This is a genomic window from Enterocloster sp. HCN-30185 (genome assembly GCF_037890305.1).
Taxonomy (GTDB): domain Bacteria; phylum Bacillota; class Clostridia; order Lachnospirales; family Lachnospiraceae; genus Enterocloster.
In genome coordinates this window covers 67,965-92,085 of sequence record NZ_JBBKBT010000011.1, presented here as the reverse complement: position 1 = coordinate 92,085, position 24,121 = coordinate 67,965, and the positions used below count along the sequence as shown (strand labels likewise).

Genomic DNA, 24,121 nt, shown 5'->3' with positions numbered 1-24,121 from the left:
AGAGCCATTCTAATCTTTTTTTATCCACTACATAGAGCGTTTCCTTTCTGCAAAATTCATTTTACAGAGTGATACCCGCCTTTTTTGCAAAGTAGTCTTTTCTCCCGGTAAGCTCTGACTGTTTTTCCTTTGGAAGATTGTTGAATAAATCATCATAAAGAACATCAGCTAACTGCATTTCTCTCGCAAGCAAAAATACATTTAGACTAAGCCATTCCTCCCAAAGCCCCTCAAATAAGCTGTTACTGTCTGTATAGGTGTCAAGCTCCTCAAAGCCATGTGACGCTGTATAGCATTGCAGTTTAACAAAGCCATACCTACCAACATCAACCAACAAAATATCTTCGTCCTCTATTTCGTACAGTTCCTCAAACACATCAATCACTTTGCGACACTTTTCCCGTTCTTCCTCTGTGATATATACTGTTTTTTCCATGCTCAATTACCTCTATCCTTTCAAATTGTGGAATACTGTTTTCAGTTTTCTTCTACTTCTGAACCACATATTTGAAATGCCATATATGCCATTTTATACGGAATAGAGGTTGGCTGTCTGCATTTATCAGTGTGTTACTTTATGGCACATGAGCATTAGCACCCGGATTATCATTTCCGTAACCTTCCATCAGGTTGATGACTCCCCAGACACCAAGACCTGCACCAATCGCTACGACTAATGTCTGTAAGATTGTAATTGCACTTCCGAAAAATCCCATATTCTTTTCTGAATAAACGCTGTTTCTATGGTCTGTCAGCGTTTCCTCTCTCCTTCCCCTATTATTCAGACCTCTTTTTTTACTGGTTTTATTTGCAAGGTGATCTTATTTTTATCTTCACTTTCCTCTCCTTTCTGCCTGATCATCAGGGCTTTTCTTAAAAAAACGCAAAAAAAGAGCACATAGACGGATATCTACATGCTCTAACGCTTTTTATTTAATTTTTAATACTACACTTCAATTTGACAAACTGAAATTTGACAATCCATGTGAATAATAGTTTCCACATTCAAGAAAAAATTGCCTTGAAAATAGCACTATAATTATGAGTTCCTATTTTTAAATTTGCTGATAATTGTAGTTATACCAACTGTAATAAAAGAAATCAAACCACTAAACACGCATAAAAATCCAATTGGGACAAGAAAGAAATTCTCATGCAGCACCCCTTGTGCATCAATATACTCTACCGACAGTCCCTTCACAAAAAGCAGTATAATTCCGATTAAAATCAAGAAACTGCCTATAATCGAGCACACCATATTATACTTGGCTCTTCTGGTTTCACTTCCATCTTTGATTACTTTTTCTGTCATGTTGTTCATTTCGTTTTCTCCTTTAATCAAATAATCCAGAGATATTTGAAACACATCAGACATCAAAATAAGCATTCCTATATCTGGAAGATTTTTGTTATTCTCCCAGTTTGAAACAGCTTGTCTACTCACATTCAGTTTCATAGCAAATTGTTCTTGTGTCAATTTTTCTTTTTGACGAATGTTTTTAATTTGTTCTCCAAAATCCATGTATTTCACCTCCGTGTTTCCAGTCTATAATTCAACCAAGTTTTTTTCAAGAAAGTGCCTCTTGCATATCAAAAAAACAGACGCAAGAACCTCTTGCATTCCTATATTGAGGCTAATATTCCCTTCTCCAACATTTAAATTTCCCGTTTTATCTATTTCCTTTTTTTTACTGATATATCTTCCAGCAAAACTATAAAAGCACAAAACATTATTAACCAAAAATTAGGGTACATTGCCATTTCACCTTCACAACTTGAAATTTAGTTCAATTCAAATTTGTTTTTATAAAAGAATATCACATTTCTAACCCAAAAGATACTCTTTTTAGTTTACTTCTTCCTCTATCACTTCTTTCACATCCTCTTCTGTTACATTTACTTCATACATCTCAAACTCTGTATTCTGAGAAAAGACCAGTTTATGCTCCAGATATTTTTCCACATCAAACGCATTCCTTTTATCCGCATCCGACAATTCCTTATATCTCTTATGCTTTGTGATATCATATTTGTTACTAAGAAATGGCCGTACGCCTCGAAGCTGTAAGATACATTTATTTCCATCCATTACAGCCAGTTCATCCCGGCTCATCAATTCTTTCCCTGTCTTCTGATAATTCAAACCATAGGACTGACTTGTTCCTCTGGTATCAGAGGTATTGTAAAGATCGATGGTCTCTTTTCCCAGCGTTTCCGAGATTTCCTTTAACGTGGAACTTTCTTTTCCTCCAAGAAATAATACGGTATCGCAATTCCCCGTGATGGTTTCAGCAGCATCCTTATAAATGGTTTTCAACTGACTCTGCGACTGTAAAATAATAGAGGCGGAGATCTCACGGCTTCGAATCGTTGCGATCAGTTTATCAAATTTCGGGATCTGACCAATATTACTGAACTCATCCAGCAGTAATCGCACATGGTACGGAAGTCTTCCACCATGCTCATCATCTGCTTTATCACAGAGCAGATTAAAAAGCTGTGTGTACATGATTGCCACCACAAAGTTGAAAGTATCATCAGTATCACTGATAATGACAAACATTGCTGTCTTCTGATCTCCGATCATATCCAACTCCATCTCATCATAGGACATGATTTCCCGAAGCTCCTGGATATCAAAAGGAGCTAATCTGGCTCCACAGGAAATAAGGATCGACTTCGCTGTTTTTCCGGCGGCCAGCTTATATTTTCGATATTGTCTGACTGCAAAGTGTTCCGGATTCTCTGCTTCCAATTCTTCAAACAGTTCATCTACCGCATTCTTAAATTCTTCATCATCTTCTCTCGTTTCACTGGCATTGATGAATTCCAAAAGAGTAGAAAAGTTCTGCTCTTCTTCCGGTGCTTCATACCAGATATAACCGATCAGGGCAGAATACAGAAGACGTTCCGCTTATAGTGATAGGTAAGGTTTTGATATTATCTCCACCTTTTCCCCCACTTCACACCGGACATGCGACTTTCACCGCATCCGGCGCTCCATCGATTGTCTTCACAAGACATTTAATCAGTCACCAAATTTAAGTTTTATATTATTGCTGACAGGTTCGCCTGCTCTCGCAGACTATTGATTTTCACGAGCATCTTTTTTGTGATATTGAGTGTTTTTATCAGGTCTTTTATTGCTGCTTGGGGCAGTTCTTGTAACAGAATCAGATATTTTTTGTGAATCAGAACCATGTTTTTATATCTTTCAAATCCACCAAGTGATCCTGGTACTTTGAGCCATACAGCTACATGTTCCGCATCTGCGAATTCTTCTCCACTGATTGCACATTTTCCCTTTTGAGCAGAAAATAAAGATATTTTACTGTCATGGTATTCTGTGCTATGACCAACGGATATTTTTTCTCTCAGTCCTTTCAGAACATACTGATTAAGGTTAAGTTCTGTATGAATCAGAGCACGACCTTCTTTTGTATAACTACAAACGATTGATCGCTTCGCCATCGGTATTTTATTTTTGATGAATGCAATCGGATAGATCATCTGGTCAATTCCTGAAACATATCGAATCATTTTTGACTGTCCGAATCTTTCCTTTTCTGCTTGGGTGATAGTTCCACCCTCACGTTTTAGCATACTTCCTGTTTCTGTATTTAACCTGTTCGTCAAAACTGTCATTACTCGCCTATGGAATTCTCTGCAATCAATACTGATACAGGTGGCAAGCTGATAGTAATTCTGTATGCCTAACACCATGGAGTTATATAGCTGAATTTCTGATAAACAACTTTTTTTCTCTCTGGGTTTTGCGATGTTTTTCGCTTGTTCCACTAGCTTTGCTCTTTCAATTTCAACCTTTTTGTCACAGATTGCCGACTGCACCACATATTTATGATGCTTCAACCTTACCCTTATTTTGAATCCAAGAAACTCTGACCACCGTTTTCTGGTGTTCACAATCCTTGTTTTCTCAGGAGACACCTCTAATTTCAACCTCTCTTCAATCCACTCCGTAACCGCTTCTTTTGTCCTGACTGCGTCCTCTTTCGTTCTACAGAAAATCCTAAAATCGTCCGCATACCGAATGATATGCATTTCTTTCATTTCTGTGTTTTTCATAATCCTATAACCATGGCTTTTATCAAAAACCTTAGTTTTTCCGATTATTCTTTCTCGCCCTCTGCTTATAGCAATTGGATTTTCCTCCCATTGACTGGCTATCCACCAATCCAATTCATTTAGAACGATGTTTGCCAGTAGTGGTGAGATAATTCCTCCCTGTGGTGTACCCTTGTCGGGCAATACCGTTGTATTATCGGGCATTTTAATTGGAGCTGTTAGTATTCGCTTGATAATAAAAATCAGCGTTTTATCATGGATACCCAGCGACCATATCTGTCTGATTAACTTGCTATGATTTACGTTATCGAAAAATCCTTTAATATCAAACTCAATAACATAATGAAGGTTCATCATTTGAAGCATGGTGTAGGTTCTGTTAATGGCATGTTCAACGGATCTGTTCGGACGAAATCCATAACTATTATTGCTGAACTTTGCTTCGCAGATTGGTTCCATGATCTGCTTGATACATTGCTGTATCAGCCTATCCCATATGCATGGGATTCCCAGCGGACGTGTTTTTCCGTTTGGTTTCGGGATATCTTTCCGTCTTACAGGCTTTGGTCTGTAGCCGTGTTCGCTTCCCGTAACAATAAATCTCACTCTTTTTACCACATCATCAGGAGTTCGACTCCCAATATCTGTGATGTTCTTTTTATCTGTTCCTGCCGTGTAGCTGCCTTTGTTCGCTTTGATGTTTCGGTACGCAAGTAAAATGTTATCCCTGCTCACTATCAAATCCATAAGATTCTCAAATACTTCACCGTTCTGACTTTTTTGATATAGTTCATCAAAAGTATCTTGCATTCCATAGTACTCCGCATGACGCAGGTCATCTACACATAATGTTTTACTTTTCTTTGGCATAAGGCATCACCTCCTCTCGAAAGTGACCCTTTTGGTCTTACTCGTAATCCTTATCATAAGACTGAATAATAAAGTTTGATACGATTAAACGCGAGGCATATGCAAAGGAAGAGCCGGTTCCACTGACAAGAAAAGAGAATGGTATTTTGGAATATTTACTTATCAATATAGGCAGACCGGTGAGTCAGGAGGAGCTGATAGAGCATGTGTGGGATGCCACGGCAGACAGCTTTAGCGGAGCAATCAGGGTACATATGTCTTCACTTAGAAAAAAGCTCAAGGCGAAGCTGGGATATGATCCCATTCAGAACAAGGTAGGTGAAGGCTATAAAATACGGGAGGAGTCTGACAGATGAAAAGAATGTCGCTACAGTGGAGACTTACGTGCATTACTACATTGTGTATTGCTATTATATGTGGCTGCCTGACTATGTTTGTCTATAAAAATGGTGTGCATTACATCGATTCTCTGCAGGATGCGGTAGAGTCACAGTGGGATGAAAAAGGAAACAAATCAGATGAAATATATATCAGCATACCGGACGATAAGTGGGATGAGTTTGCGGATGAATTTTCGTTTCAGGTGTACAATAATAAGGCCGACTATAAAAGAAACAGTCTGATAATCACGGTTTTGCTGGCGCTTTTGGGAGGTGTCGTCACTTATTTTATAAGCGGGCATGCACTCAGACCAATCAGGGAGTTTTCAGATAAAATTGAAGAGGTACAGGCTCAGAATCTGTCTGATTCAAGAATAGAGGAAAACAATGTTAAGGAACTGAACCAGCTGGGTATTTCTTATAATAAGATGCTTGAGCGTCTGTCGGAAGCATTTGAGATACAGAGACAGTTTACTGCAAATGCAGCACATGAGCTGCGTACTCCATTAGCGTTAATGCAGGTACAGCTTGATTTATATAATTCTGCCTCTCACCCGGGAAATGATGCAGACACTTTGCAGACCATAAAAATGGTTACGGAACAAAATGATAAATTAAACAGGATGGTAAAGACTCTTCTTGACATGAGTGAGCTTCAGACGGTGGGAAGGGATGATAAAATTATATTGGATGCTATTGTTGAAGAGGTTTTGGCAGACCTTGAGCCTCTTGCCGTGGAAAAGAATATAAAGCTGATTGGAAAATGTGAGGATGCCACTATGACAGGCAGTGATATCCTTATTTACAGGCTTGTATACAATCTGGTTGAGAATGCCATCAAATATAATCATCCGCTCGGACAGGTTACAGTAACCGCATATCAGAGAAACAAGCATGTTTATCTGTCTGTAGAAGATACGGGAAGCGGAATACCAAAGGAGCTTAGGGAGAGAGTGTTCGAGCCATTCTTCCGTGTGGATAAATCCAGAAGCCGGGAGCTGGGTGGCGTAGGGCTAGGTCTTGCTTTTGTCCGTGAAATCGTTAGAGTACATGATGGCAGTATTTGTATCAAATCAGGCAAGACTGGGGGAACGATTTTCGAGGTGACTTTTGCACAGCATTCAATGTAGCGTTCCATTTTACACATTTGTCAACGCTATTAAAACAGATTTGCTAAATGAGAAAAATAGAATAATTTGTTATTTGACTGAGAATAATTTCTTCTCAGCGTTTCCGACAACTATTTTCTTTCCTTTGACGAGAGTGTAATAGAAACTGTGTAAGTTCTGATGACCTGCACTCCAAATTTTGTCAAATACCAGAATTGTCAGTCAAGGCTGTAACCCTTACCTTGACTGACAATCCGGTATTTAAAACAGGGTAATCAAGCAGGTAATAGAAAAATTATCAGACAACTTACTTACACACTTTTTTAGACATTCCCCCTTTGACACCTTCTCACTTATTCTCTGATAGATTTCCTTTATCTCTGCATCATTTTCCCCATTTACAACTAATATTTTTCCATCTATGTTCACGACAACATATGAATGGCAGGAGGCATGAGTATAGCGGATATAATCTCCGAAGATATCGTTTTTGAAGTTACCCATAGCATGCTTCAGTTTTCCAAAACCATTAGTTCTGTAATCATTATCGTTCTGCAATACATTTTCTTCATAAGAAATGCTATCAATTTGCGAATACTCCCTGTATAATCATTCCATCCTTTTGCTTCAATGTTAAAATCACGATCATTACAACGAATCTGAATGCTTCCCCAAAACAAAGTCCATATAATAAACACAATAGCGGAAATTGCGATGATCAGATATATCACACTTTTTTGTATTATACTGAATTTTTAAGCCTTCTCCGGTTGCCAGCTTTTTCTTATAAAAAAAGTAGGAGTAGAGAATGCTAATGATTGCAGCTGCCATAATGCTTATAATATACACAACCAATGCAGCCATGCTTTTCCCAAAAAGTCCACAAAGCATACATAAAATACCTGATGCCATCCATAATTTGCCGCTAAATCTATGTGTTTCCCTAAAGTGGAGAGGCTCTATTTTCATCTGAAATCACTAAGACTCTTTCAACTATCATCATCTTTTTTAACCTAAAATCAATGCACATATTTTTTCTCTAAGCAAGTCGATTACAGTATCTATAAATTCTCCAGCAAATAAAACAGAAATCAGAACACCTCCCATACAAGCCAGAAAAGCTGCCTGGAGCCAGTCTTGGTAACAGATCACTGTTCCTATGAGCAACGCCATAATTCCGAATCCCAATATCTTTTTTGCGATTGCCACCATATGTACCAGTAACTTCACTCCGGCACCTATGATTGAAATGATGAACCACAATGGAACCAATAACACTCTTCCTGCCAATTTTAAAATAACCATATCCATCCTCCTATTTTACCAGCCACGGCATATCATGATTTACCTCTGCCCTGTAATATCCGTTTATCGTTGAAGGGGCATTGAACAATGCCGCAAGTAAATATTTCTTGATATTCTTGATTTTACTCGTATTTCCTTCCAGACAATGCAGCACATACTCTACATGGGAATAATCCAGTTTCATGAATTTTCCTCTTACCAAAGCTCCTGAATACCAATTGCTTGCAATCAATACTTTATCACTCTTACACATAACAGTCTCTACGATCAGATCCACGATTTCATCAATCTGATTTTTGTCATGAGGATGACTCACTAACAAAGAATCATAATCCAGATTGTCTTTGATCAGAGATTGATACGCATGTAATGTTTCCATCTCATCCTCTTCGGATCCTATCCCATCTGCAGATACGATATGATTAGATTTATTCTCACTAAGATTAGTATTGTTAATATTAGTATTATTAGAGTTTGAAATGTAAACTTCTTGAAGTTTATTTTCGGGACTTCTTGAAGTTTGTTTTTGGGACTTCTTGAAGTTTGAAATGTAAACTTCTTCTATCTCTTCTTCCTCTACAGAAGTTTGATTTGTAAACTTCACCATCTTTGATTTTTCTTTTTTCTCTTCCTCACACCCCTCCTGAATAAATGATTTTACATAGATGATCGTAACCTTTCCAAAGCCCTGCCTGCGCTTTTCGACCAAACCGATCCCTTTTTCATCATCCAGCTCCTGAAGAGATTTCACCGCTTTATTTCTGCCACAATTCAATAATTCCATGATATCTTCAATGGAAAAATAGATATATGCCCGATTTTCTTCATCAAACCACTGATTCTTAATGGATAAAGACATTCTGTCCAGCATCAAACCGTATAAAATCTTCGCATCACTGGAAAGATCCTTGAAGCACTCATTGGTAAATAGAGCTTTGGGTATTCTGTAAAAACTAAACTGATCTGCTTCTGTTCCATAAAAATATTTAAAATTCATTTTTTTGTCCATGTATCTTCCTCCCTTCCTTTCTCTCATAGAAGTCCTTTTTTTAAACTTCTGTATCTCTTCTTTCTTTGGGTTATCTTATTTTGACACCCCTTATTCATGTTCTCTTTTCCATTGTTCCAGTAATTCCTCAATCACCTTTTCCATATCCGCTTCCGAATAATCTTCCGGAAAATATTTTGTGAGTTTCTTTCCTGATAACACCACTTTTCGTTCCGGTGCTTTTACCGCAATGCAACTATTGAAAATCGAGATCATAAATCCCTGATTCACCGATCCTTCTTCCAACTGTTTTCTCAAAACTGTAATCTGCTTTGGTTTAATAAATCCTGTATCTCGGATATACTCGTAGATCCATTTCTGCATTTCCTTATCAATGTAGGAAATATCAACGGCAATGGTAAAATTCAATTTTTTTGCATCTACCATATCTAATAACTCCGGAATCAATTCTGTAAGGCGAATGTAACGCTGAACATTACGAGCACTCTCTCCTACCTGTTCAGCTATAACTACATCAGTACGATACTTCGTGCCATTTTGGCACAAAGTTAAATCGTTTCTTACCCCTTGTCTCTTCATTGCCTCCAATTTCATTCTATAAGCAAATGCTTTTTCGCTCGGAAGTAACTCTTCTCGTTGGATATTGGCATCTACCATAGCGATGACTGCATCATCATCGGATAATTCTCTCACAATTGCAGGAATTGTTGCCAATCCAGCTATAACAGCCGCGTGCATTCTTCGATGACCTGAGATCATCTCATATCCATTTTCACCATCGGACCGTAACAAAACTGGTGTCAATACCCCGTAGGTCTTTACACTCTCTACTAAATCTGCCATCTTTTCATCATCCAATACTTTGAAAGGATGATCTTTAAATGCATGTATTCTGTTGATTTCTATTTCCATTGCAGACTCTTCATTGACTACTCCTAGCAATTCATCAATGCTTGTCAATTTGATTTTTTCTCCACTTCTACTTTTCATTTTCCAAAACCTCCTGCGTCAGATTTTCATAAGCCATAGATACTTTTCCATTTGGACAATGACAATAAATACTTTTTCCTTCCGCACTTGCTTCAGCTACCTTAACTGATAGTGGAATGACATTTTCAAAGATAGAAATCTTAGATCCATAAGTTTCTCTCACTCTGGAAGCAATATCTTTGGCGTAATTAGTACGAAAATCCACCATTGTCAAAAGAATTCCCTGTATCGTCAGCTTCCGGTTCAATCTCTTCTTTACCATAGAAATAGTCCTGATCAACTGTTGAAGTCCTTTAACCGGCAGATATGCAGCTTGTACAGGTATCAGAACCGTATCAGAAGCTACTAAAGCATTGATAGTCATCATGCCTAAACTCGGCATACAATCAATCAAAATATAATCGTATCGTGATCGCATCGTATCAATATATTCCTTCATGATCAGTTCTCTGCTCATTACATTACTCATGGTTACTTCCAGAGCAGATAACTCAATATTGGCCGGTAGGAGATCCAATTGTTCCTCATGATGTAAAATGCCTTCTTCCTCAGCAATTTCCTCGTCATTGATAATATTCATCATAATAGTTGCAAGTGTAGTTCCAATATCGTCCGGTTCTACATATCCAAGACTAGCTGTCAAACTTCCCTGTGGATCCGCATCGATTAACAATACTTTCTTTCCATTTCTCGCTAATCCTACTCCAAGATTTAAGGTTGTTGTACTTTTTGCAACTCCGCCTTTCTGGTTTGCTACTGAAATTACCTTTCCCATTCTTCTTTCTCCCTTCTGATATTTTCTCGCAGATATTTTTCAAATGTACTTCGCTTAATTAGAACTTTTTTCCCAATCTTATAAACTGCTCCTGCCTTATGCGATAATCTTACGATTGGCTTATATCCAAGCTCGTAATAATCCATAGCTTGTTTATAACTTATAAATTCATGTTGCATAAATTCTATATCTTCATCATCAATAAGATTAGAAAACATCCATACCTTTCCATGCATCTCAACTAAATTCCTTTCTCCGATTTGTCATCTTATTTTTCATGAAATTGTTCAAGATATTCATCAAAGATTTCTCTGTTTATCAAAACGATTCCATCCATTCTGTAAATCGCACCCGCATCATTTGCAAGTTCCATCAACTTTTTATGTGACAGGCTATATACGATTTCTGCTTGTTGATAACGAAGAAATTTTCTTCTAAGTCGACGGGCTTCTTCTTTTACCTCTGAACGTTTCTGTTGGTTATAGTACATATTTTCTGTTTTCAAATCTGTTTCTCCTTTCAGCTTTTACTCAACCACAACGGACATTGTTAATGAATAAAAAAAGGGCACTCTCTGAAAGATTTTTCTTTCAAAAAGTGCCCTCAACAATCTATATTGTTAGAGTAGTATTACTGACAACTAATCACCATTCTTCATGATGATTCATGTTGGAATACAAATTTGTTGTCAAATTGTTGTCAAAGAAAATTTTTGTTGTCAAATTGCGAAGTATTTTTACTCACTTAGTACAGTTTTGCTCCTGCCGGAATCTTATCATCAAGAATCAAAACATTGAGTCCTTCTCTTCCTTCTACAAGATGTGTAGCGGAGATAATCATACCGCAAGAATCAATTCCCATCATCTTACGTGGTGGAAGGTTTGTAATTGCAAGTAATGTCTTTCCTACTAAGAATTCAGGCTCATAGTAATCGTGAATTCCGCTTAAAATCACACGATCTACGCCACTTCCGTCGTCTAATACGAACTTCAGAAGCTTCTTAGATTTTGGAACTGCTTCACATTCTTTTACCTTTACAGCACGGAAATCTGACTTGCTGAATGTGTCAAAATCAACCATATCTTTGAATAATGGTTCCACTTCTACATTAGAGAAATCATATGTTTCTTTCACTTCAGCGATTGCTTTTTCCACTGTTTTTTCAACCGGCGCAGACTGTGCAGCATTATTAGCTTCATTCTTTGCGGCTCCCATGCTCTTCATTGTCGGGAACAGCAGCACATCTCTGATTGCCGCAGAGTCTGTCAGCAGCATACACATTCTGTCGATACCGAAGCCGATTCCTCCTGTAGGCGGCATACCGATTTCAAGTGCATTTAAGAAATCCTCGTCTGTATGGTTTGCCTCCTCATCGCCGGCTGCAAACTGCTCTTCCTGAGCCTTGAAGCGCTCTCTCTGGTCGATCGGGTCATTGAGCTCGGAGTAGGCGTTTGCCATCTCCCAGCCATTCATAAAGAACTCGAAACGCTCGGTATATTCCGGATTCTCCGGCTTTTTCTTGGTCAGCGGAGAAATCTCTACCGGATGATCCATAACAAAGGTAGGCTGAATCAGATGCTCTTCTACAAAGGCCTCAAAGAACAGGTTTAAGATATCGCCCTTCTTATGGCGCTCCTCAAACTCTACATGCTTTTCCTTTGCAGCAGCTCTTGCTTCTTCCAATGTATGGATTTCATTAAAGTCCACACCGGAGTATTTCTTAACCGCATCTAACATGGTAATGCGCTCAAATGGCTTTCCAAGATCCATTTCCACGCCGTTGTAGACGATCTTTGTAGTGCCAAGAACCTCCTGAGCCACAAAACGGTACAGGTTCTCGGTCAGATCCATCATACCGTGGTAATCGGTATATGCCTGATACAGCTCCATCAGGGTAAACTCAGGATTGTGTCTTGTATCCAGGCCCTCGTTGCGGAATACACGGCCAATCTCATAAACTCTCTCAAGACCGCCTACGATCAGACGCTTTAAGTAAAGCTCCAGGGAAATACGAAGCTTCAGATCCTCATCCAGTGCATTGAAATGGGTTTCAAAGGGGCGGGCAGCCGCACCGCCTGCATTGGATACCAGCATAGGAGTTTCTACCTCCATAAAGCCTTCTCCACCCAGATACTTACGGATAGCAGCAAGGATTTTAGAACGCTTAATAAATGTATCCTTAACATCCTCATTCATAATCAGATCCACATATCTCTGGCGGTAGCGCAGATCTGTATCTGTAAGGCCGTGGAACTTCTCAGGAAGAACCTGAAGGCTCTTGGAAAGAAGGGTAAACTCACTTGCGTGTACGGAAATTTCTCCTGTCTTTGTAGTAAAGACTGTTCCTTTTACGCCTACAATATCACCGATATCCAGCTTTTTAAATTCCTTATAGGCATCTTCCCCCACACTGTCTCGGGCCACATATACCTGAATGCGTCCCTGCAGATCCTGAAGGTTGCAGAAAGAAGCCTTGCCCATGACGCGCTTAAACATCATACGTCCTGCAATGCTTACTTCCTTCTCCTCCCACTGATCATAATGATCCTTGATCTCCATGCTGTGGGCAGTTACATCATATTTTGTGATCTGAAATGGATCCTTTCCTGCTGCCTGAAGCTCTGCCAGCTTATCTCTGCGGGCCTTCAGTACATGATTTAAATCCTGCTCTGTCTGATTTGACTTCTGCTCTCCCACGTTTCTTCTGCTCCTTTGTGAAATATTTAACTGTAAAATGTTTCTTATGATACTCTCTGGATCTCCAGCACCTTGTACTGGATCACGCCTGCCTGTGTCTCTACGTCAACCACATCTCCTACGGATTTTCCCATCAGGGCATGGCCTACGGGAGCCTCATTGGAGATCTTGTTCTGAAGGCTGTTGGCCTCTGTGGAGCCTACGATGAAAAATTCCATCTCCTCATCATACTCTACATCCAGAAGCTTTACCTTGCATCCGATATTGATCTTATCAACATCGATCTCGTCCTCTACTACTACCTCTGCGTTCTTTAACAGCTTTTCCAGTTCTTCAATCCGCAGCTCAATATCTCTCTGCTCATCCTTTGCTGCATCATACTCTGCATTCTCGGATAAGTCGCCCTGCTCTCTGGCCTCTTTGATCTTCTGAGCTACTTCTTTTCTCTTTACAACCTTCAGATTCTGAAGCTCATCCTCATACTGTTTTAATCCGGCATAGGTCAAAATGTGTTTCTTGTCTGCCATGTCTCCTGCTTCCTTCCTTTTTCATTCTAAATTGCCTTAAAGACAGCACATTTCCGGACAGACTTAAAGTCCTGCCCGGATATTTAAAAACGTCTCATCTATGATGTATTTTTTGTTTCTGTCTGTATAAAAAAGATACCCCGACATTCTGTGTATTATATAAGAAAAAGCACCCATTGTCAAGTATGGGAAGCTATCCCGGCGCCTGCCCAAAAACTAAACCATACGTCCGTCCAAAAGTGCTGCCAGCCCTTCAAGAGTCTCCACCTGGTTGATCTCACACCGAAGGGAGGCTGAATGCTTCATCCCTTTGGTGTACCAGGCCATATGGCTGCGCATTTCCCGCATAGCCACATTTTCTCCCTTATATTCTGAAAGCATCCGTCCATGGCGCAGGATCATTTCCCGGATTTCCTCCGTAGATGGCCTTGGAAGAATCTCCCCTGTTTCCAGATACTGCCGGATCTCCCGGAAGATCCATGGATTTCCCTTGGCGCCTCTTGCAACCATAACGCCGTCACAGCCTGTTTCCTGCATCATCCGGGCCGCATCCTGAGCATGAAAGATATCGCCGTTTCCGATCACCGGTATCTTCACTGCCTCTTTTACCTGACGGATCACTTCCCAGTCTGCCGTGCCGGAATAATACTGCTCCCTGGTCCTTCCATGAACGGCCACCCAGGCTGCCCCGCTGCTTTCTGCCATTTTCGCAAATTCAACTGCATTGAGGCACTGGTCGTTAAAGCCCTTTCTGAATTTTACAGTCACAGGCTTCTTCACTGCCTTTACCATAGAAGTCAATATCTTTTCTGCCAGCTTTATATCCTTCATAAGTGCAGAGCCTTCACCGTTATTCACAATCTTCGGCACAGGACAGCCCATATTTACATCAATAGCCGCAAAAGGACCGTCCTCGATCTGAGCTGCGATCTCAGCCATGATCTCCGGATCCGAGCCAAAAAGCTGCACTGCCACAGGCCCCTCTGCCGGGTCCACCGCCATCAGCTCTTTTGTATTCTTATTTTTATATAAAATGGCTTTGGCGCTGACCATTTCCGTCACCGCCATTCCCGCTCCCTGCTCATGGCACAAAAGCCTAAAAGGCAGATCGGTTACTCCCGCCATGGGGGCCAGTATGATATTGCTGTTAAGCTCCCTATCTCCCAGCCTAAGCTTCATCCTCATCTCTCCCGCTCTCTTCCCAGTCTACATCCTCCTCTAAAAAGAAGGTTCTGTAGTATAATTCCAGCGCCTCCAGAAGATCCTTTTTCTCTTCCTGATACTGTTTGATCTTAAGGACACTTCCAATTTCGTCAAACAGGTAGTCGCCTTCCTCAGAGACTACCTTAAATTCCAGACGTCCCTTGTCGTCAAATTCCAGTGTCAGGACTCCGCCCACATCCTCTGTAAAAAGGACGCACATAATATGCAGCTCATCCTGTACCGACTGGGGAAGGCTCTTAAATTCTTCATTAAAATAATATTTCTGCTCATAGGAGCTGGCTCCACAGAGCACCACTTTATCCATCATCTTCTTATCTCCGCAAAGGTCCGCTGCCCATACAGACAGCGGACCTCTTTTCTGCAATTCTTATCTTACCAGCATCTTTGCAATATTAAACTGTTCTTCTGAGATATCCTTCTTCATATTTAATGCTTCCTGGATATCGAAATCCACAAATTCGCCCTTTCTGTATGCCACCAGACGGTTGCTCTTTCCTTCTACCAAAAGCTCTGCCGCTCTGGCTCCCATAATGGACGCATACACACGGTCCTTGCAGGTAGGCGTTCCGCCGCGCTGCATGTGGCCCAGAATGGTAGCTCTTGTCTCAATGCCTGTGGCAGCCTCAATACGCTTTGCCATAGAGCTGGAATGACCGATTCCCTCTGCATTGATGATAATGTTGTGCTTCTTTCCCCTCTTACGGTTCTCAATGATCCGGTTGATCAGTGCCTGCTCATCTCCGTCGTAACGCTCCGGAAGCAGAATATCCTCTGCACCGTTTGCAATACCGCACCATAAAGCAATATATCCCGCATTGCGTCCCATTACCTCTACAATGCTGCAACGCTCATGGGAAGTGGATGTATCGCGGATCTTATCAATGGCCTCCATTGCCGTATTGACTGCCGTATCAAAGCCGATGGTGTAATCGGTACATGCAATATCCAGGTCAATGGTTCCCGGAAGGCCAATGGTATTGATCCCCAGGGCGGACAGCTTTCCTGCTCCCTTAAAGGAACCGTCGCCGCCGATTACCACCATGCCGTCAATTCCGTGCTTGCGGCAGATCTCAGCACCTCTCTGCTGACCCTCAGGAGTGGTAAATTCCTTGCATCTTGCTGTATAAAGAATGGTTCCGCCGCGGTTAATGGTGTCTGAAACACTGGTGGACTCCATGTCCACGATCTCCTCTTCCAGAAGACCGGCATAGCCTCTCATAATGCCCTTTACCTTCAGTCCTTTATTGATCGCAACGCGCACAACTGCGCGGATTGCTGCGTTCATGCCTGGTGCGTCACCGCCGCTGGTTAATACTCCAATGGTCTTCACTGCCTTTGCCATAGCAATTTACCTCCTTATATTAAGCATATCCATCTATGCCTGTTGTTTTCTTCTTTCTATTTTACACACAACGCTATTCTAATTCATTTTCCATGATTTATCAAGAGTCATTTCTACGACTTTGACATTTTTTTCACCAACTTTACAGTACAGGCGATTTAAAAGTCCTGCATCCACCATTACGTTCCAGTTGGGAGGGAGCATTTTTTTCGCCCGTTCCTTTTTTAAATAGATGATTACCTGATCATTTCCCTCACTGGATTTTAGAAGCTCCATAAGCTCTGCCTCTGCTGCCTGATACCCGGCCATATCTTCAAACTGCAGCCACAGCTGACGGGACACAGCATCAAAGGGGATCACCTGCTCGCAGACCAGTTTTCCTACCGGTTCATCTCCCAGTGAAACACGTCCCCGGATAAAGAGCTTTTCATCCTCTGTTAGAAGATCCCTGTTATTTTCATAGTCTCTTGGAAATACGATCACTTCCACTGATCCCATCAGATCCTCCAGCGTGATAAAGGCCATCAGCTGGCCTGTGCGGGTAGTCTTGACCGTTTTTCCCGTTACCAATCCGCCTATGACAGCCTTTATGCCGTCCTTTACCACGGCCTCCTCCGTCTCCTCATCCACGATAAAATCAGCTGCTGTAGCAGTGATATTTTTCCGCCACAATGCCTCATAATCATCCAGCGGATGACCGCTGATGTATACGCCTAAAATATCCTTTTCAAAGGCAAGCAGCTCTTCTTTTGCATATTCCCCCACATCAGGAAATACAACCTCAAACTCCTTTTTTTCCTCTTCTCCGGCTATATCAAAAAGGCTCAGCTGTCCCTCAAAGGCATTCTTCCGCTCTCTGGCCTTATTCTCAAGAAGTGCTGGCCCCACAGCCATCTTCTGCCGTCTTGTGCCGGGAAGGGAATCCAGTGCGCCTGATTTGATGAAATTTTCCAGCGTACGGCGGTTTACCTCTCTCTGGGTCATACGGTTGATAAAATCCTCCATGGTACGGAATTTTCCATTCTTCGCCCGTTCCTCCAGAATCGCGTCTACCACCGGCTTTCCCACGCTTTTAATCGCAGAAAGGCCATAGCGGATTCCTCCGCCGGACACGGAAAATCCGCTCTCTCCCTCATTGATATCAGGAGGAAGAACTGCGATATTCATCATGCGGCGGCAGTTTAAAATATATTCGGAAAACTTGCTCACATTTTCCATCACAGAAGACATAAGGGCCGCCATAAACTCCTTTGGATAGTAGTATTTCAGATAAGCGGTCTGGTAGGAAACCACGGCATAAGCTGCCGCGTGGGACTTATTAAAGGCATACTTTGCAAAGTCGATCATTTCATCGTAAATATGATTGGCCGTCTTTTCATCAATACCGTTTGCAATACAGCCCTTTACTCCCTCGGCTTCATTTCCGTAAACGAAATTCTGACGCTCTTTTTCCATCACAGCAGTCTTTTTCTTACTCATGGCACGGCGTACCAGGTCGCTTCGTCCCATGGTATATCCGGCCAGGTCGCGGACGATCTGCATTACCTGCTCCTGGTATACAATACACCCGTAAGTCGGGCTCAGAATCGGCTCCAGCTGAGGGCATTCATAGGTAATGGAGCTTTTATCATTCTTTCCTTTTAAATACCTGGGAATAAAGTCCATAGGGCCGGGACGGTAAAGGGAAATTCCCGCAATAATATCCTCCAGATTCTCCGGCTTAAGCTCCTTCATAAAGCTCTTCATCCCGCCGCTTTCCAGCTGGAACACGCCCTCGGTCCTTCCGGTTCCGATGGATTCAAGTACCCTTTTATCATCAAAATCAATATGGTCAATATCAATGGAAATGCCGTAATCCTTCTCAGCCAGATGCACGGCATTCTGGATCACAGTCAGTGTACGCAGGCCCAGAAAGTCCATTTTAAGAAGCCCCAGCTCCTCAATGGTCGTCATGGTAAACTGGGTGGTAATGGTGCCGTCTGCCGCCTTGGAAAGGGGTACAAATTCGTCAATGGAGCGGCTGCCGATCACCACTCCCGCCGCGTGCATGGAGGTATGTCTTGGAAGGCCCTCCAGACGCTTTGACATATCGATCAGGTATTTTACCTGCGGGTCTTCATTATAAAGCTTTCTTAAATCCGGATTTGCCGCTATGGCCTTGTCAAGTGTCATTCCAAGATCATTTGGGATCATCTTTGCAATGGAATCACACATGGCGTAGGGCAGATCCAGCACACGGCCTACATCACGGACCACACCCTTGGCTGCCAGAGTACCGAAAGTAACGATCTGAACCACCTGGTCTTTGCCGTATTTCTCCACCACATAATCAATGACCTCCTGGCGGCGCTCGTAGCAGAAATCCACGTCAATATCAGGCATGGAAACTCGCTCCGGGTTTAAAAAGCGCTCAAAAAGCAGGTTATAGCGCACCGGGTCAATATTGGTAATGCCCAGAGTATAGGAAACAATGCTTCCCGCGGCAGAACCACGTCCCGGTCCCACCATAATATCCTTTGAGCGGGCATAGTTGATAAAATCCCATACGATCAGGAAATAATCCACATACCCCATGGTACGGATTACATCCAGCTCATAGTCCAGGCGTCGGCTTAACGTGCCGTCATCCTTTGGATATCGGGTCTTAAAGCCCTCCCGGCAGAGATGATTCAGATACGTCCAGGAGTCAAAGCCCTCCGGCACCTCATACTTTGGCAGCTTGGTGACGCCGAATTCAATCTCCACATTGCAGCGCTCTGCAATTTTATGTGTATTTTCAAGGGCTTCTCTGGCGTATGGGAAAAGGGCCTGCATCTCCTCCTCGGATTTACAGTAATACTGGCCGCCCGCATAGCGCATCCGGTCTTCATCCGCTACTTTTTTGCCGGTCTGGATGCACAGCAGGATATCGTGAGCCTTTTCATCCTCTGCAAAGGTATAATGGATATCATTGGTGGCGACCAGTTCAATCCCCGTGTCCCTGCTCAGCCTGAGAAGTCCCTGATTTACCATCTTCTGTTCTGGAAGCCCATGATCCTGAAGCTCCAGAAAGAAATTATTTTTCCCAAATATTCCCTCATACCGCTGTGCAGAACGCATGGCCTCCTCATACATTCCTCTGGCCAGATATTTCTGCACTTCTCCGGCCAGACAGGCGCTGAGGGCAATGACTCCTTCGTGATACGTTTCCAGAACCTCATAGTCTACACGGGGCTTATAGTAAAAGCCTTCCACAAAGCCCTTGGATACGATCTTCATCAGGTTTTTATAACCCTGATCATTTTCTGCCAGAAGAACCAGATGGTAATACCGGTCCTCTCCTCCCGTATTTTCCCGGTCAAACCTGGATCCAGGAGCCACATATACCTCGCAGCCCAGGATCGGTTTAATTCCCACTTCCTTTGCCGCCCGGTAAAAATCAATCACTCCATACATTACGCCATGATCCGTGATCGCCAGGCTGTCCATTCCCAGCTCCTTTGCCCTGGCGGTCAGCTCTTTTATCTTGGATGAGCCGTCTAAAAGACTGTATTCTGTATGGACATGCAAATGTGTAAACGCCATATATACTGATTCTCCTTTCCCGGAACAACGTCCTGTTCCTGTCTGTTATGAAAAAAACCAGGCAGCCTTCTGCACTGCCTGGTTTCCAACTATCCTTTTAATCTCTCTGAAACACTTATGCATTGATGAGATACTTCTCAATCTCAGACACTGCCTGATCCTCATCCGCACCGTCAGCCTCTACTGTGATGGACTGGCCGGCAATCAGCCCAAGGGTCATCATTCCCATAATACTCTTTGCATTTACACGCTTGGAACCGGACTCCAGATAGATTCTGCTGTCGTACTGGCTGGCAACCTGCACCAGCATAGCGGCCGGTCTTGCTTCTAATCCATCGGGCAGTTCAACGGTAATTATTTTTTTCTTCATGATTATCCTCCTCATATCTGCGGATGGAGCGTTTCCTTACTGCTCCGGGAACTTTTCCCTTAAATCCTCCGCCATAAGGCTGAGTTTTCTCAGCCGGTGATTGACTCCTGACTTTCCCACCGGCGGCTCCAGAGCTTCCCCCAGCTCCTTAAGTGTCGCCTCCGGCCGTTCCAGCCTCACTCTTGCCATTTCCTGAAGGTTCTCCGGAAGGGACTCAAGTCCTATGGTATCCTGAATATACCGGATATCCTCCATTTGCTTTACGGCTGCCGAAACCGTTTTATTGATATTGGCAGTCTCGCAGTTTACCTGACGGTTTACGCTGTTTCGCATCTCCTTTACGATCCGGATATTTTCCAGCTCCATAAGCGCCATCGGCGCCTCCATGATCTGAAGCAGCTCTGCGATCTGGCTTCCCTCCTTTACATACACTACAAAATAGCGTTTGCGCAGAACGATCCTGGCCTCAATATCAAATGAAGCCATCAGCCCCTGAAGCTGCTTTGCCTTCCGCATGGATGCACAGGTGATCTCAAAATGGTAGAACTTTTCCGGATCACTGATGGAACCCGCCGAAAGGAAGGCCCCGCGGATAAATGCCCGCTTACAGCAGACATTCTGCACCACAACGTTATGTATCAGCGACAGATCCTCCGCAATTTCTCCATAAGAATCCAAAAGTTTGGACGCCTGAAGAACCCGGAGCGCATCCTCATGCTCTCTCACTGCTACCATATATGTTCGGCTCCGCCCCGGCATCTGGCCCCGGCGGATTAAAACATCCGTATTTATATTAAATGTTTTTTTCAATAATGTAAAGTATTTTCTTGCAACTGCCAGATTTTCTGTATGGATCTCAATGGCATAGTGATCGGAGGCCGATATCTTTACCCGGCCGCAGAGGCTTAAAACAGCCGCTGTTTCTGCGATCTGGCAGTGCCTTGCCGGAGACCACTGTCTGGACAGTTCCTCCTTTACTTTGGAAGAAAATGACATTGCTCCCTCTTAACTTTCCCTGTTATCGTTTACTATCCTTATCAATATCTCTGTGATCCATGCGGATCCCATATTCTCCGTGGCTCTTCAAATGGTCATACAGAGCCTTTGCAATGGTGACAGACCGGTGCTTTCCCCCGGTGCATCCGACAGCGATAACCAGCTGATTTTTCCCTTCATTGATATAATTGGGAAGAAGGAAATCCATCATGTCATTCAGCTTCTCTATAAACGTCTCTGCTGTATTCCCCTGCATCACATAATCTCTCACAGACTGGTTTTCTCCGGTCAGGGGACGCAGCTCCTCCACATAGTAAGGGTTCGGGAGGAAACGCACATCAAAGACCAGATCTGCATCCTCAGGAATACCATACTTAAAGCCAAAGGACATAACGGTAACAAACATATTTTTAAAGCTTTCTTCCTTTAAAAATATCTTTTCCAGCTCCTGACGCAGTTCCTTTGTCAAAAGCATGCTGGTATCAATAATAAAATCCGATCCCTTCTTTAAAAACGCCACTCTGGCTCGTTCCTTTTCAATGCCTGTTTCCAGCCGTCCCTTTCCGGCCAGAGGATGGGAACGTCTTGTTTCCTTATAGCGTTTGATCAAAGCGGTATTGCTTGCATCCAGAAAAAGGATCTGTACATCCATCTGTTCTCTGCGCCACTTTTCGATAACGCCTTCCAGATCTTTTAGACCCTCCCCGCTGCGGATATCGATCCCCAGAGCCGCCTTCTGCACAGTTCCTCCGTCCGATACCAGCTGCACGAATTTATCTGCCAGGGAGATAGGCAGATTGTCCACACAATAAAATCCCAGATCCTCCAACATTTTTAAAGCAATGGTTTTTCCGGCCCCAGACATTCCGGTGACAATTACAAGCTTCATCTGTCAGTTCACCTCGTACTCTTTATCGTAATCCACCTTAAAATTTCCCCAGTGTCTTTACTTCCATTTCCAGCTCCACATCAAACTGTGTCTTTACCCGCTCCCGAATCTGACGGCAGAGTTCCATCACATCTGCCGCTGTGGCATCGCCCCTGTTAATCACAAAGCCGCTGTGCTTTTGGGACACCTGCGCGCCGCCGACGGTAAAGCCTTTTAATCCGGCATCCTCAATGAGTCTGGCCGCAAAATGCCCTTTTGGCCGTTTAAAGGTACTGCCCGCACTCGGATACTGAAGAGGCTGCTTTTCCCTGCGTTTTAAAGACAGTTCATTCATATACGCCTCAATCTCATCCCGATTTCCTTTTTTCAGGCGAAAGCAGGCGTCCAGCACGGTATAACCCATAGCAGGGATACAGCTGGTGCGGTAATCCATCTTAAGCTCCTTTGGCCCAAGAGTAAGGATTTCTCCCTCCGGCGTCATAACTCTGGCATACTCCAGTACATCCTTTATCTCTGACCCATAGGCCCCGGCATTCATCACCAGAGCGCCTCCTATGGTTCCCGGAATCCCGGCCGCAAATTCAAGACCTGTAAGCCCCTCCTTTAAAGCTCTTTTCGCCGTTCGGCTTAAAAGCTGTCCGGATGATGCAAAAATCCTCTCTCCTTCTGCCTCAAGACGCGTCAGCCCCTCTGTCGTGGAAATAACCACTCCCTCATATCCTGCATCACTGACCAGCAGGTTGCTTCCATTTCCCAGAATGAAAAACGGAAGCTTCTCCCTTCTGCAGAAAGAGAGGACCGTTTTAAGCTCTGTCTCTCCGGACGGACATACATAAGCCGCTGCGGGACCTCCGATCCGAAAGGTGGTGTGGCTGCTCATAGGCTCCATAAAACGGCACGGAAAGCCCTCCAGCTCCAAAAGAGCCTGCAGTTTTTCTTTAAGCTCCATCTGTTTCCTTTCTCCGGTCTGAATATCAGTCATTCATCCCGTTTTTTAAATTTGCCTGTACACGGTTATACAGCTCCTGAGCCGCATTGTAGCCCATCTTCTTCTGGCGGTGGTTTACAGCCGCCGACTCTACGATTATGGCAAGATTTCGTCCGGGACGGATGGGAATGGTGTGACACACAACCTGATTGCCCAGAAATTCCGTATACTGATCTTCCAGGCCCAGGCGGTCATACTCCTTATCCCGGTTCCAGTCCTCCAGCTTGATCACCATATCGATCGACTGTGTATCCTTTACACTCTCAACACCGTACAGAGTCTTTACATCAATGATCCCGATACCACGAAGCTCAATAAAATGCCGGGTAATATCCGGCGCACTTCCGATCAGGGTATCGTCGCTGACACGGCGGATCTCCACCACATCATCCGTCACAAGGCGGTGTCCCCTCTTTAACAGTTCCAGCGCCGCCTCACTCTTTCCGATCCCGCTCTCTCCCATGATCAGCACACCTTCACCGAATACGTCAAGAAGCACTCCGTGGATGCTGATGCAGGGAGCCAGCTTCACATTGAGCCAGCGGATGACCTCTGCCATCAGAGAGGAAGTTGTTTTATCTGATACAAGACAGGGAACACCGTAATAATTGCAGTATTCCAGCAGATCATCATCAGGATTCTGTCCCCGGCTGAATACAAGGCAGGGAATCTGGCTGGAGGTCAGCTTATCATACATCTGACGCTTCACTTCTCTGTCCATGGTATTGATATATGCCTGCTCCACGTATCCTATGATCTGTACGCGCTCTCTGTCAAAATGATCGAAAAATCCGGTAAGCTGCAGCGCAGGACGGTTTACATCTGGATGGGTCAGTACGATCTTATCCGTATCAATCTCCGGTGTGGTGTTGCGCAGTTTCATTTTCTCAATAAGCTCACTGATGGTTACTCCATGCATGGTATAATTACCCCCTTGTGTCTGCTCTCCGCACATGGACGCGGAAAGGCTATCTGGTTAACATATATACTATCACAAGTT

The 24,121-nt window shown here is 43.2% G+C and carries 24 protein-coding genes and 2 pseudogenes; 2 read left to right on the top strand and 24 right to left on the bottom strand.

Translation table 11 applies throughout. The annotated features are described in order from the left end of the window. Positions 1–61: 61 nt before the first annotated feature. From WKT10_RS12025 to ltrA, 5 genes and pseudogenes are all read right to left on the bottom strand, one after another. Positions 62–436, bottom strand: a complete 375-nt coding sequence (locus WKT10_RS12025) for a hypothetical protein (RefSeq protein WP_002591345.1) — start codon at positions 434–436, stop codon at positions 62–64. 139 nt (positions 437–575) lie between these two features. Next, on the bottom strand, positions 576–716 hold the full coding sequence (locus WKT10_RS12020; RefSeq protein ID WP_117993716.1) for a Maff2 family mobile element protein: 141 nt from the start codon (positions 714–716) through the stop codon (positions 576–578). Between the two features lie 323 nt (positions 717–1,039). Then, on the bottom strand, positions 1,040–1,522 hold the full coding sequence (locus WKT10_RS12015; protein WP_117537619.1) for a DUF3955 domain-containing protein: 483 nt from the start codon (positions 1,520–1,522) through the stop codon (positions 1,040–1,042). Between the two features lie 324 nt (positions 1,523–1,846). Continuing rightward, positions 1,847–2,914, bottom strand: a pseudogene (locus WKT10_RS12010) (VirD4-like conjugal transfer protein, CD1115 family); the annotation flags it as partial. Positions 2,915–3,048: 134 nt separating this feature from the next. Then, complete coding sequence (ltrA, locus tag WKT10_RS12005) at positions 3,049–4,956, bottom strand: group II intron reverse transcriptase/maturase (RefSeq protein WP_109258339.1); 1,908 nt, start codon at positions 4,954–4,956, stop codon at positions 3,049–3,051. Between the two features lie 68 nt (positions 4,957–5,024). Between ltrA and WKT10_RS12000 the strand changes: the two are divergent. Together WKT10_RS12000 and WKT10_RS11995 are read left to right on the top strand one after the other, a co-directional pair. Beyond that, positions 5,025–5,312, top strand: a pseudogene (locus WKT10_RS12000) (winged helix-turn-helix domain-containing protein); the annotation flags it as partial. After that, the gene (locus tag WKT10_RS11995; protein WP_117500814.1) at positions 5,309–6,466 is read left to right on the top strand and encodes a sensor histidine kinase; all 1,158 of its coding nucleotides are present in this window, start codon (positions 5,309–5,311) and stop codon (positions 6,464–6,466) included. The pseudogene WKT10_RS12000 and the gene WKT10_RS11995, both read left to right, overlap by 4 nt. A 240-nt stretch (positions 6,467–6,706) precedes the next feature. On the opposite strand, the gene WKT10_RS11990 is transcribed toward WKT10_RS11995, so the two are convergent. The 19 genes from WKT10_RS11990 to hprK all read right to left on the bottom strand — a co-directional run bounded on the left by WKT10_RS11990 (position 6,707) and on the right by hprK (position 24,040). After that, positions 6,707–7,003 carry a hypothetical protein gene (locus tag WKT10_RS11990; protein ID WP_243037740.1) on the bottom strand — a complete coding sequence of 99 codons (297 nt, stop codon included), beginning with the start codon at positions 7,001–7,003 and terminating at the stop codon, positions 6,707–6,709. A 90-nt stretch (positions 7,004–7,093) separates the two neighbouring features. Continuing rightward, positions 7,094–7,414, bottom strand: coding sequence for an SdpI family protein (locus WKT10_RS11985; RefSeq protein ID WP_255779374.1), 321 nt, complete (start codon positions 7,412–7,414; stop codon positions 7,094–7,096). 39 nt (positions 7,415–7,453) lie between these two features. Then, positions 7,454–7,750, bottom strand: a complete 297-nt coding sequence (locus tag WKT10_RS11980; protein WP_008976879.1) for a hypothetical protein — start codon at positions 7,748–7,750, stop codon at positions 7,454–7,456. 10 nt (positions 7,751–7,760) lie between these two features. Continuing rightward, the gene (locus WKT10_RS11975; RefSeq protein WP_008976880.1) at positions 7,761–8,759 is read right to left on the bottom strand and encodes a DUF6017 domain-containing protein; all 999 of its coding nucleotides are present in this window, start codon (positions 8,757–8,759) and stop codon (positions 7,761–7,763) included. A 90-nt stretch (positions 8,760–8,849) separates the two neighbouring features. Beyond that, positions 8,850–9,749 carry a ParB/RepB/Spo0J family partition protein gene (locus WKT10_RS11970; protein WP_008976881.1) on the bottom strand — a complete coding sequence of 300 codons (900 nt, stop codon included), beginning with the start codon at positions 9,747–9,749 and terminating at the stop codon, positions 8,850–8,852. Continuing rightward, positions 9,739–10,524: a ParA family protein gene (locus WKT10_RS11965; RefSeq protein ID WP_008976882.1), complete on the bottom strand. Its 786-nt coding sequence runs from the start codon at positions 10,522–10,524 to the stop codon at positions 9,739–9,741. Before WKT10_RS11965 ends, WKT10_RS11970 begins: the two co-directional genes overlap by 11 nt. Beyond that, the gene (locus WKT10_RS11960) at positions 10,512–10,760 is read right to left on the bottom strand and encodes an excisionase (protein ID WP_117500813.1); all 249 of its coding nucleotides are present in this window, start codon (positions 10,758–10,760) and stop codon (positions 10,512–10,514) included. Before WKT10_RS11960 ends, WKT10_RS11965 begins: the two co-directional genes overlap by 13 nt. A 32-nt stretch (positions 10,761–10,792) precedes the next feature. Next, the gene (locus WKT10_RS11955; RefSeq protein WP_008976884.1) at positions 10,793–11,029 is read right to left on the bottom strand and encodes a DUF6462 family protein; all 237 of its coding nucleotides are present in this window, start codon (positions 11,027–11,029) and stop codon (positions 10,793–10,795) included. Between the two features lie 239 nt (positions 11,030–11,268). Beyond that, entirely contained in the window at positions 11,269–13,221 is a 1,953-nt protein-coding gene (lysS, locus tag WKT10_RS11950) for a lysine--tRNA ligase (protein WP_296038064.1), read from the bottom strand. Between the two features lie 44 nt (positions 13,222–13,265). Beyond that, the gene (gene greA, locus WKT10_RS11945; protein ID WP_066548999.1) at positions 13,266–13,748 is read right to left on the bottom strand and encodes a transcription elongation factor GreA; all 483 of its coding nucleotides are present in this window, start codon (positions 13,746–13,748) and stop codon (positions 13,266–13,268) included. A gap of 216 nt (positions 13,749–13,964) precedes the next feature. Further along, the gene (gene dusB / locus WKT10_RS11940) at positions 13,965–14,927 is read right to left on the bottom strand and encodes a tRNA dihydrouridine synthase DusB (protein ID WP_340277395.1); all 963 of its coding nucleotides are present in this window, start codon (positions 14,925–14,927) and stop codon (positions 13,965–13,967) included. Next, positions 14,917–15,279: a DUF6145 family protein gene (locus WKT10_RS11935; RefSeq protein ID WP_340277393.1), complete on the bottom strand. Its 363-nt coding sequence runs from the start codon at positions 15,277–15,279 to the stop codon at positions 14,917–14,919. The genes dusB and WKT10_RS11935 overlap by 11 nt, the downstream gene beginning before the upstream one ends. Before the next feature lie 60 nt (positions 15,280–15,339). Next, complete coding sequence (gene pfkA / locus WKT10_RS11930) at positions 15,340–16,314, bottom strand: 6-phosphofructokinase (RefSeq protein ID WP_066549005.1); 975 nt, start codon at positions 16,312–16,314, stop codon at positions 15,340–15,342. A gap of 78 nt (positions 16,315–16,392) precedes the next feature. After that, positions 16,393–19,878, bottom strand: a complete 3,486-nt coding sequence (locus WKT10_RS11925) for a DNA polymerase III subunit alpha (protein ID WP_340277391.1) — start codon at positions 19,876–19,878, stop codon at positions 16,393–16,395. A gap of 115 nt (positions 19,879–19,993) precedes the next feature. Continuing rightward, complete coding sequence (locus WKT10_RS11920) at positions 19,994–20,248, bottom strand: HPr family phosphocarrier protein (protein ID WP_066549013.1); 255 nt, start codon at positions 20,246–20,248, stop codon at positions 19,994–19,996. Between the two features lie 36 nt (positions 20,249–20,284). Next, on the bottom strand, positions 20,285–21,244 hold the full coding sequence (gene whiA / locus WKT10_RS11915) for a DNA-binding protein WhiA (RefSeq protein ID WP_337434359.1): 960 nt from the start codon (positions 21,242–21,244) through the stop codon (positions 20,285–20,287). A gap of 22 nt (positions 21,245–21,266) precedes the next feature. Next, a complete protein-coding gene (gene rapZ, locus WKT10_RS11910; RefSeq protein WP_066549017.1) occupies positions 21,267–22,133 on the bottom strand; it encodes an RNase adapter RapZ in 867 nt (288 codons plus the stop codon). 37 nt (positions 22,134–22,170) lie between these two features. Next, positions 22,171–23,082, bottom strand: coding sequence for a UDP-N-acetylmuramate dehydrogenase (gene murB / locus WKT10_RS11905; protein WP_296038085.1), 912 nt, complete (start codon positions 23,080–23,082; stop codon positions 22,171–22,173). A 25-nt stretch (positions 23,083–23,107) separates the two neighbouring features. Further along, positions 23,108–24,040 (bottom strand): HPr(Ser) kinase/phosphatase, encoded by a 933-nt coding sequence (gene hprK / locus WKT10_RS11900; RefSeq protein ID WP_066549018.1) that lies wholly within the window; start codon positions 24,038–24,040, stop codon positions 23,108–23,110. Between the last annotated feature and the right edge of the window lie 81 nt (positions 24,041–24,121).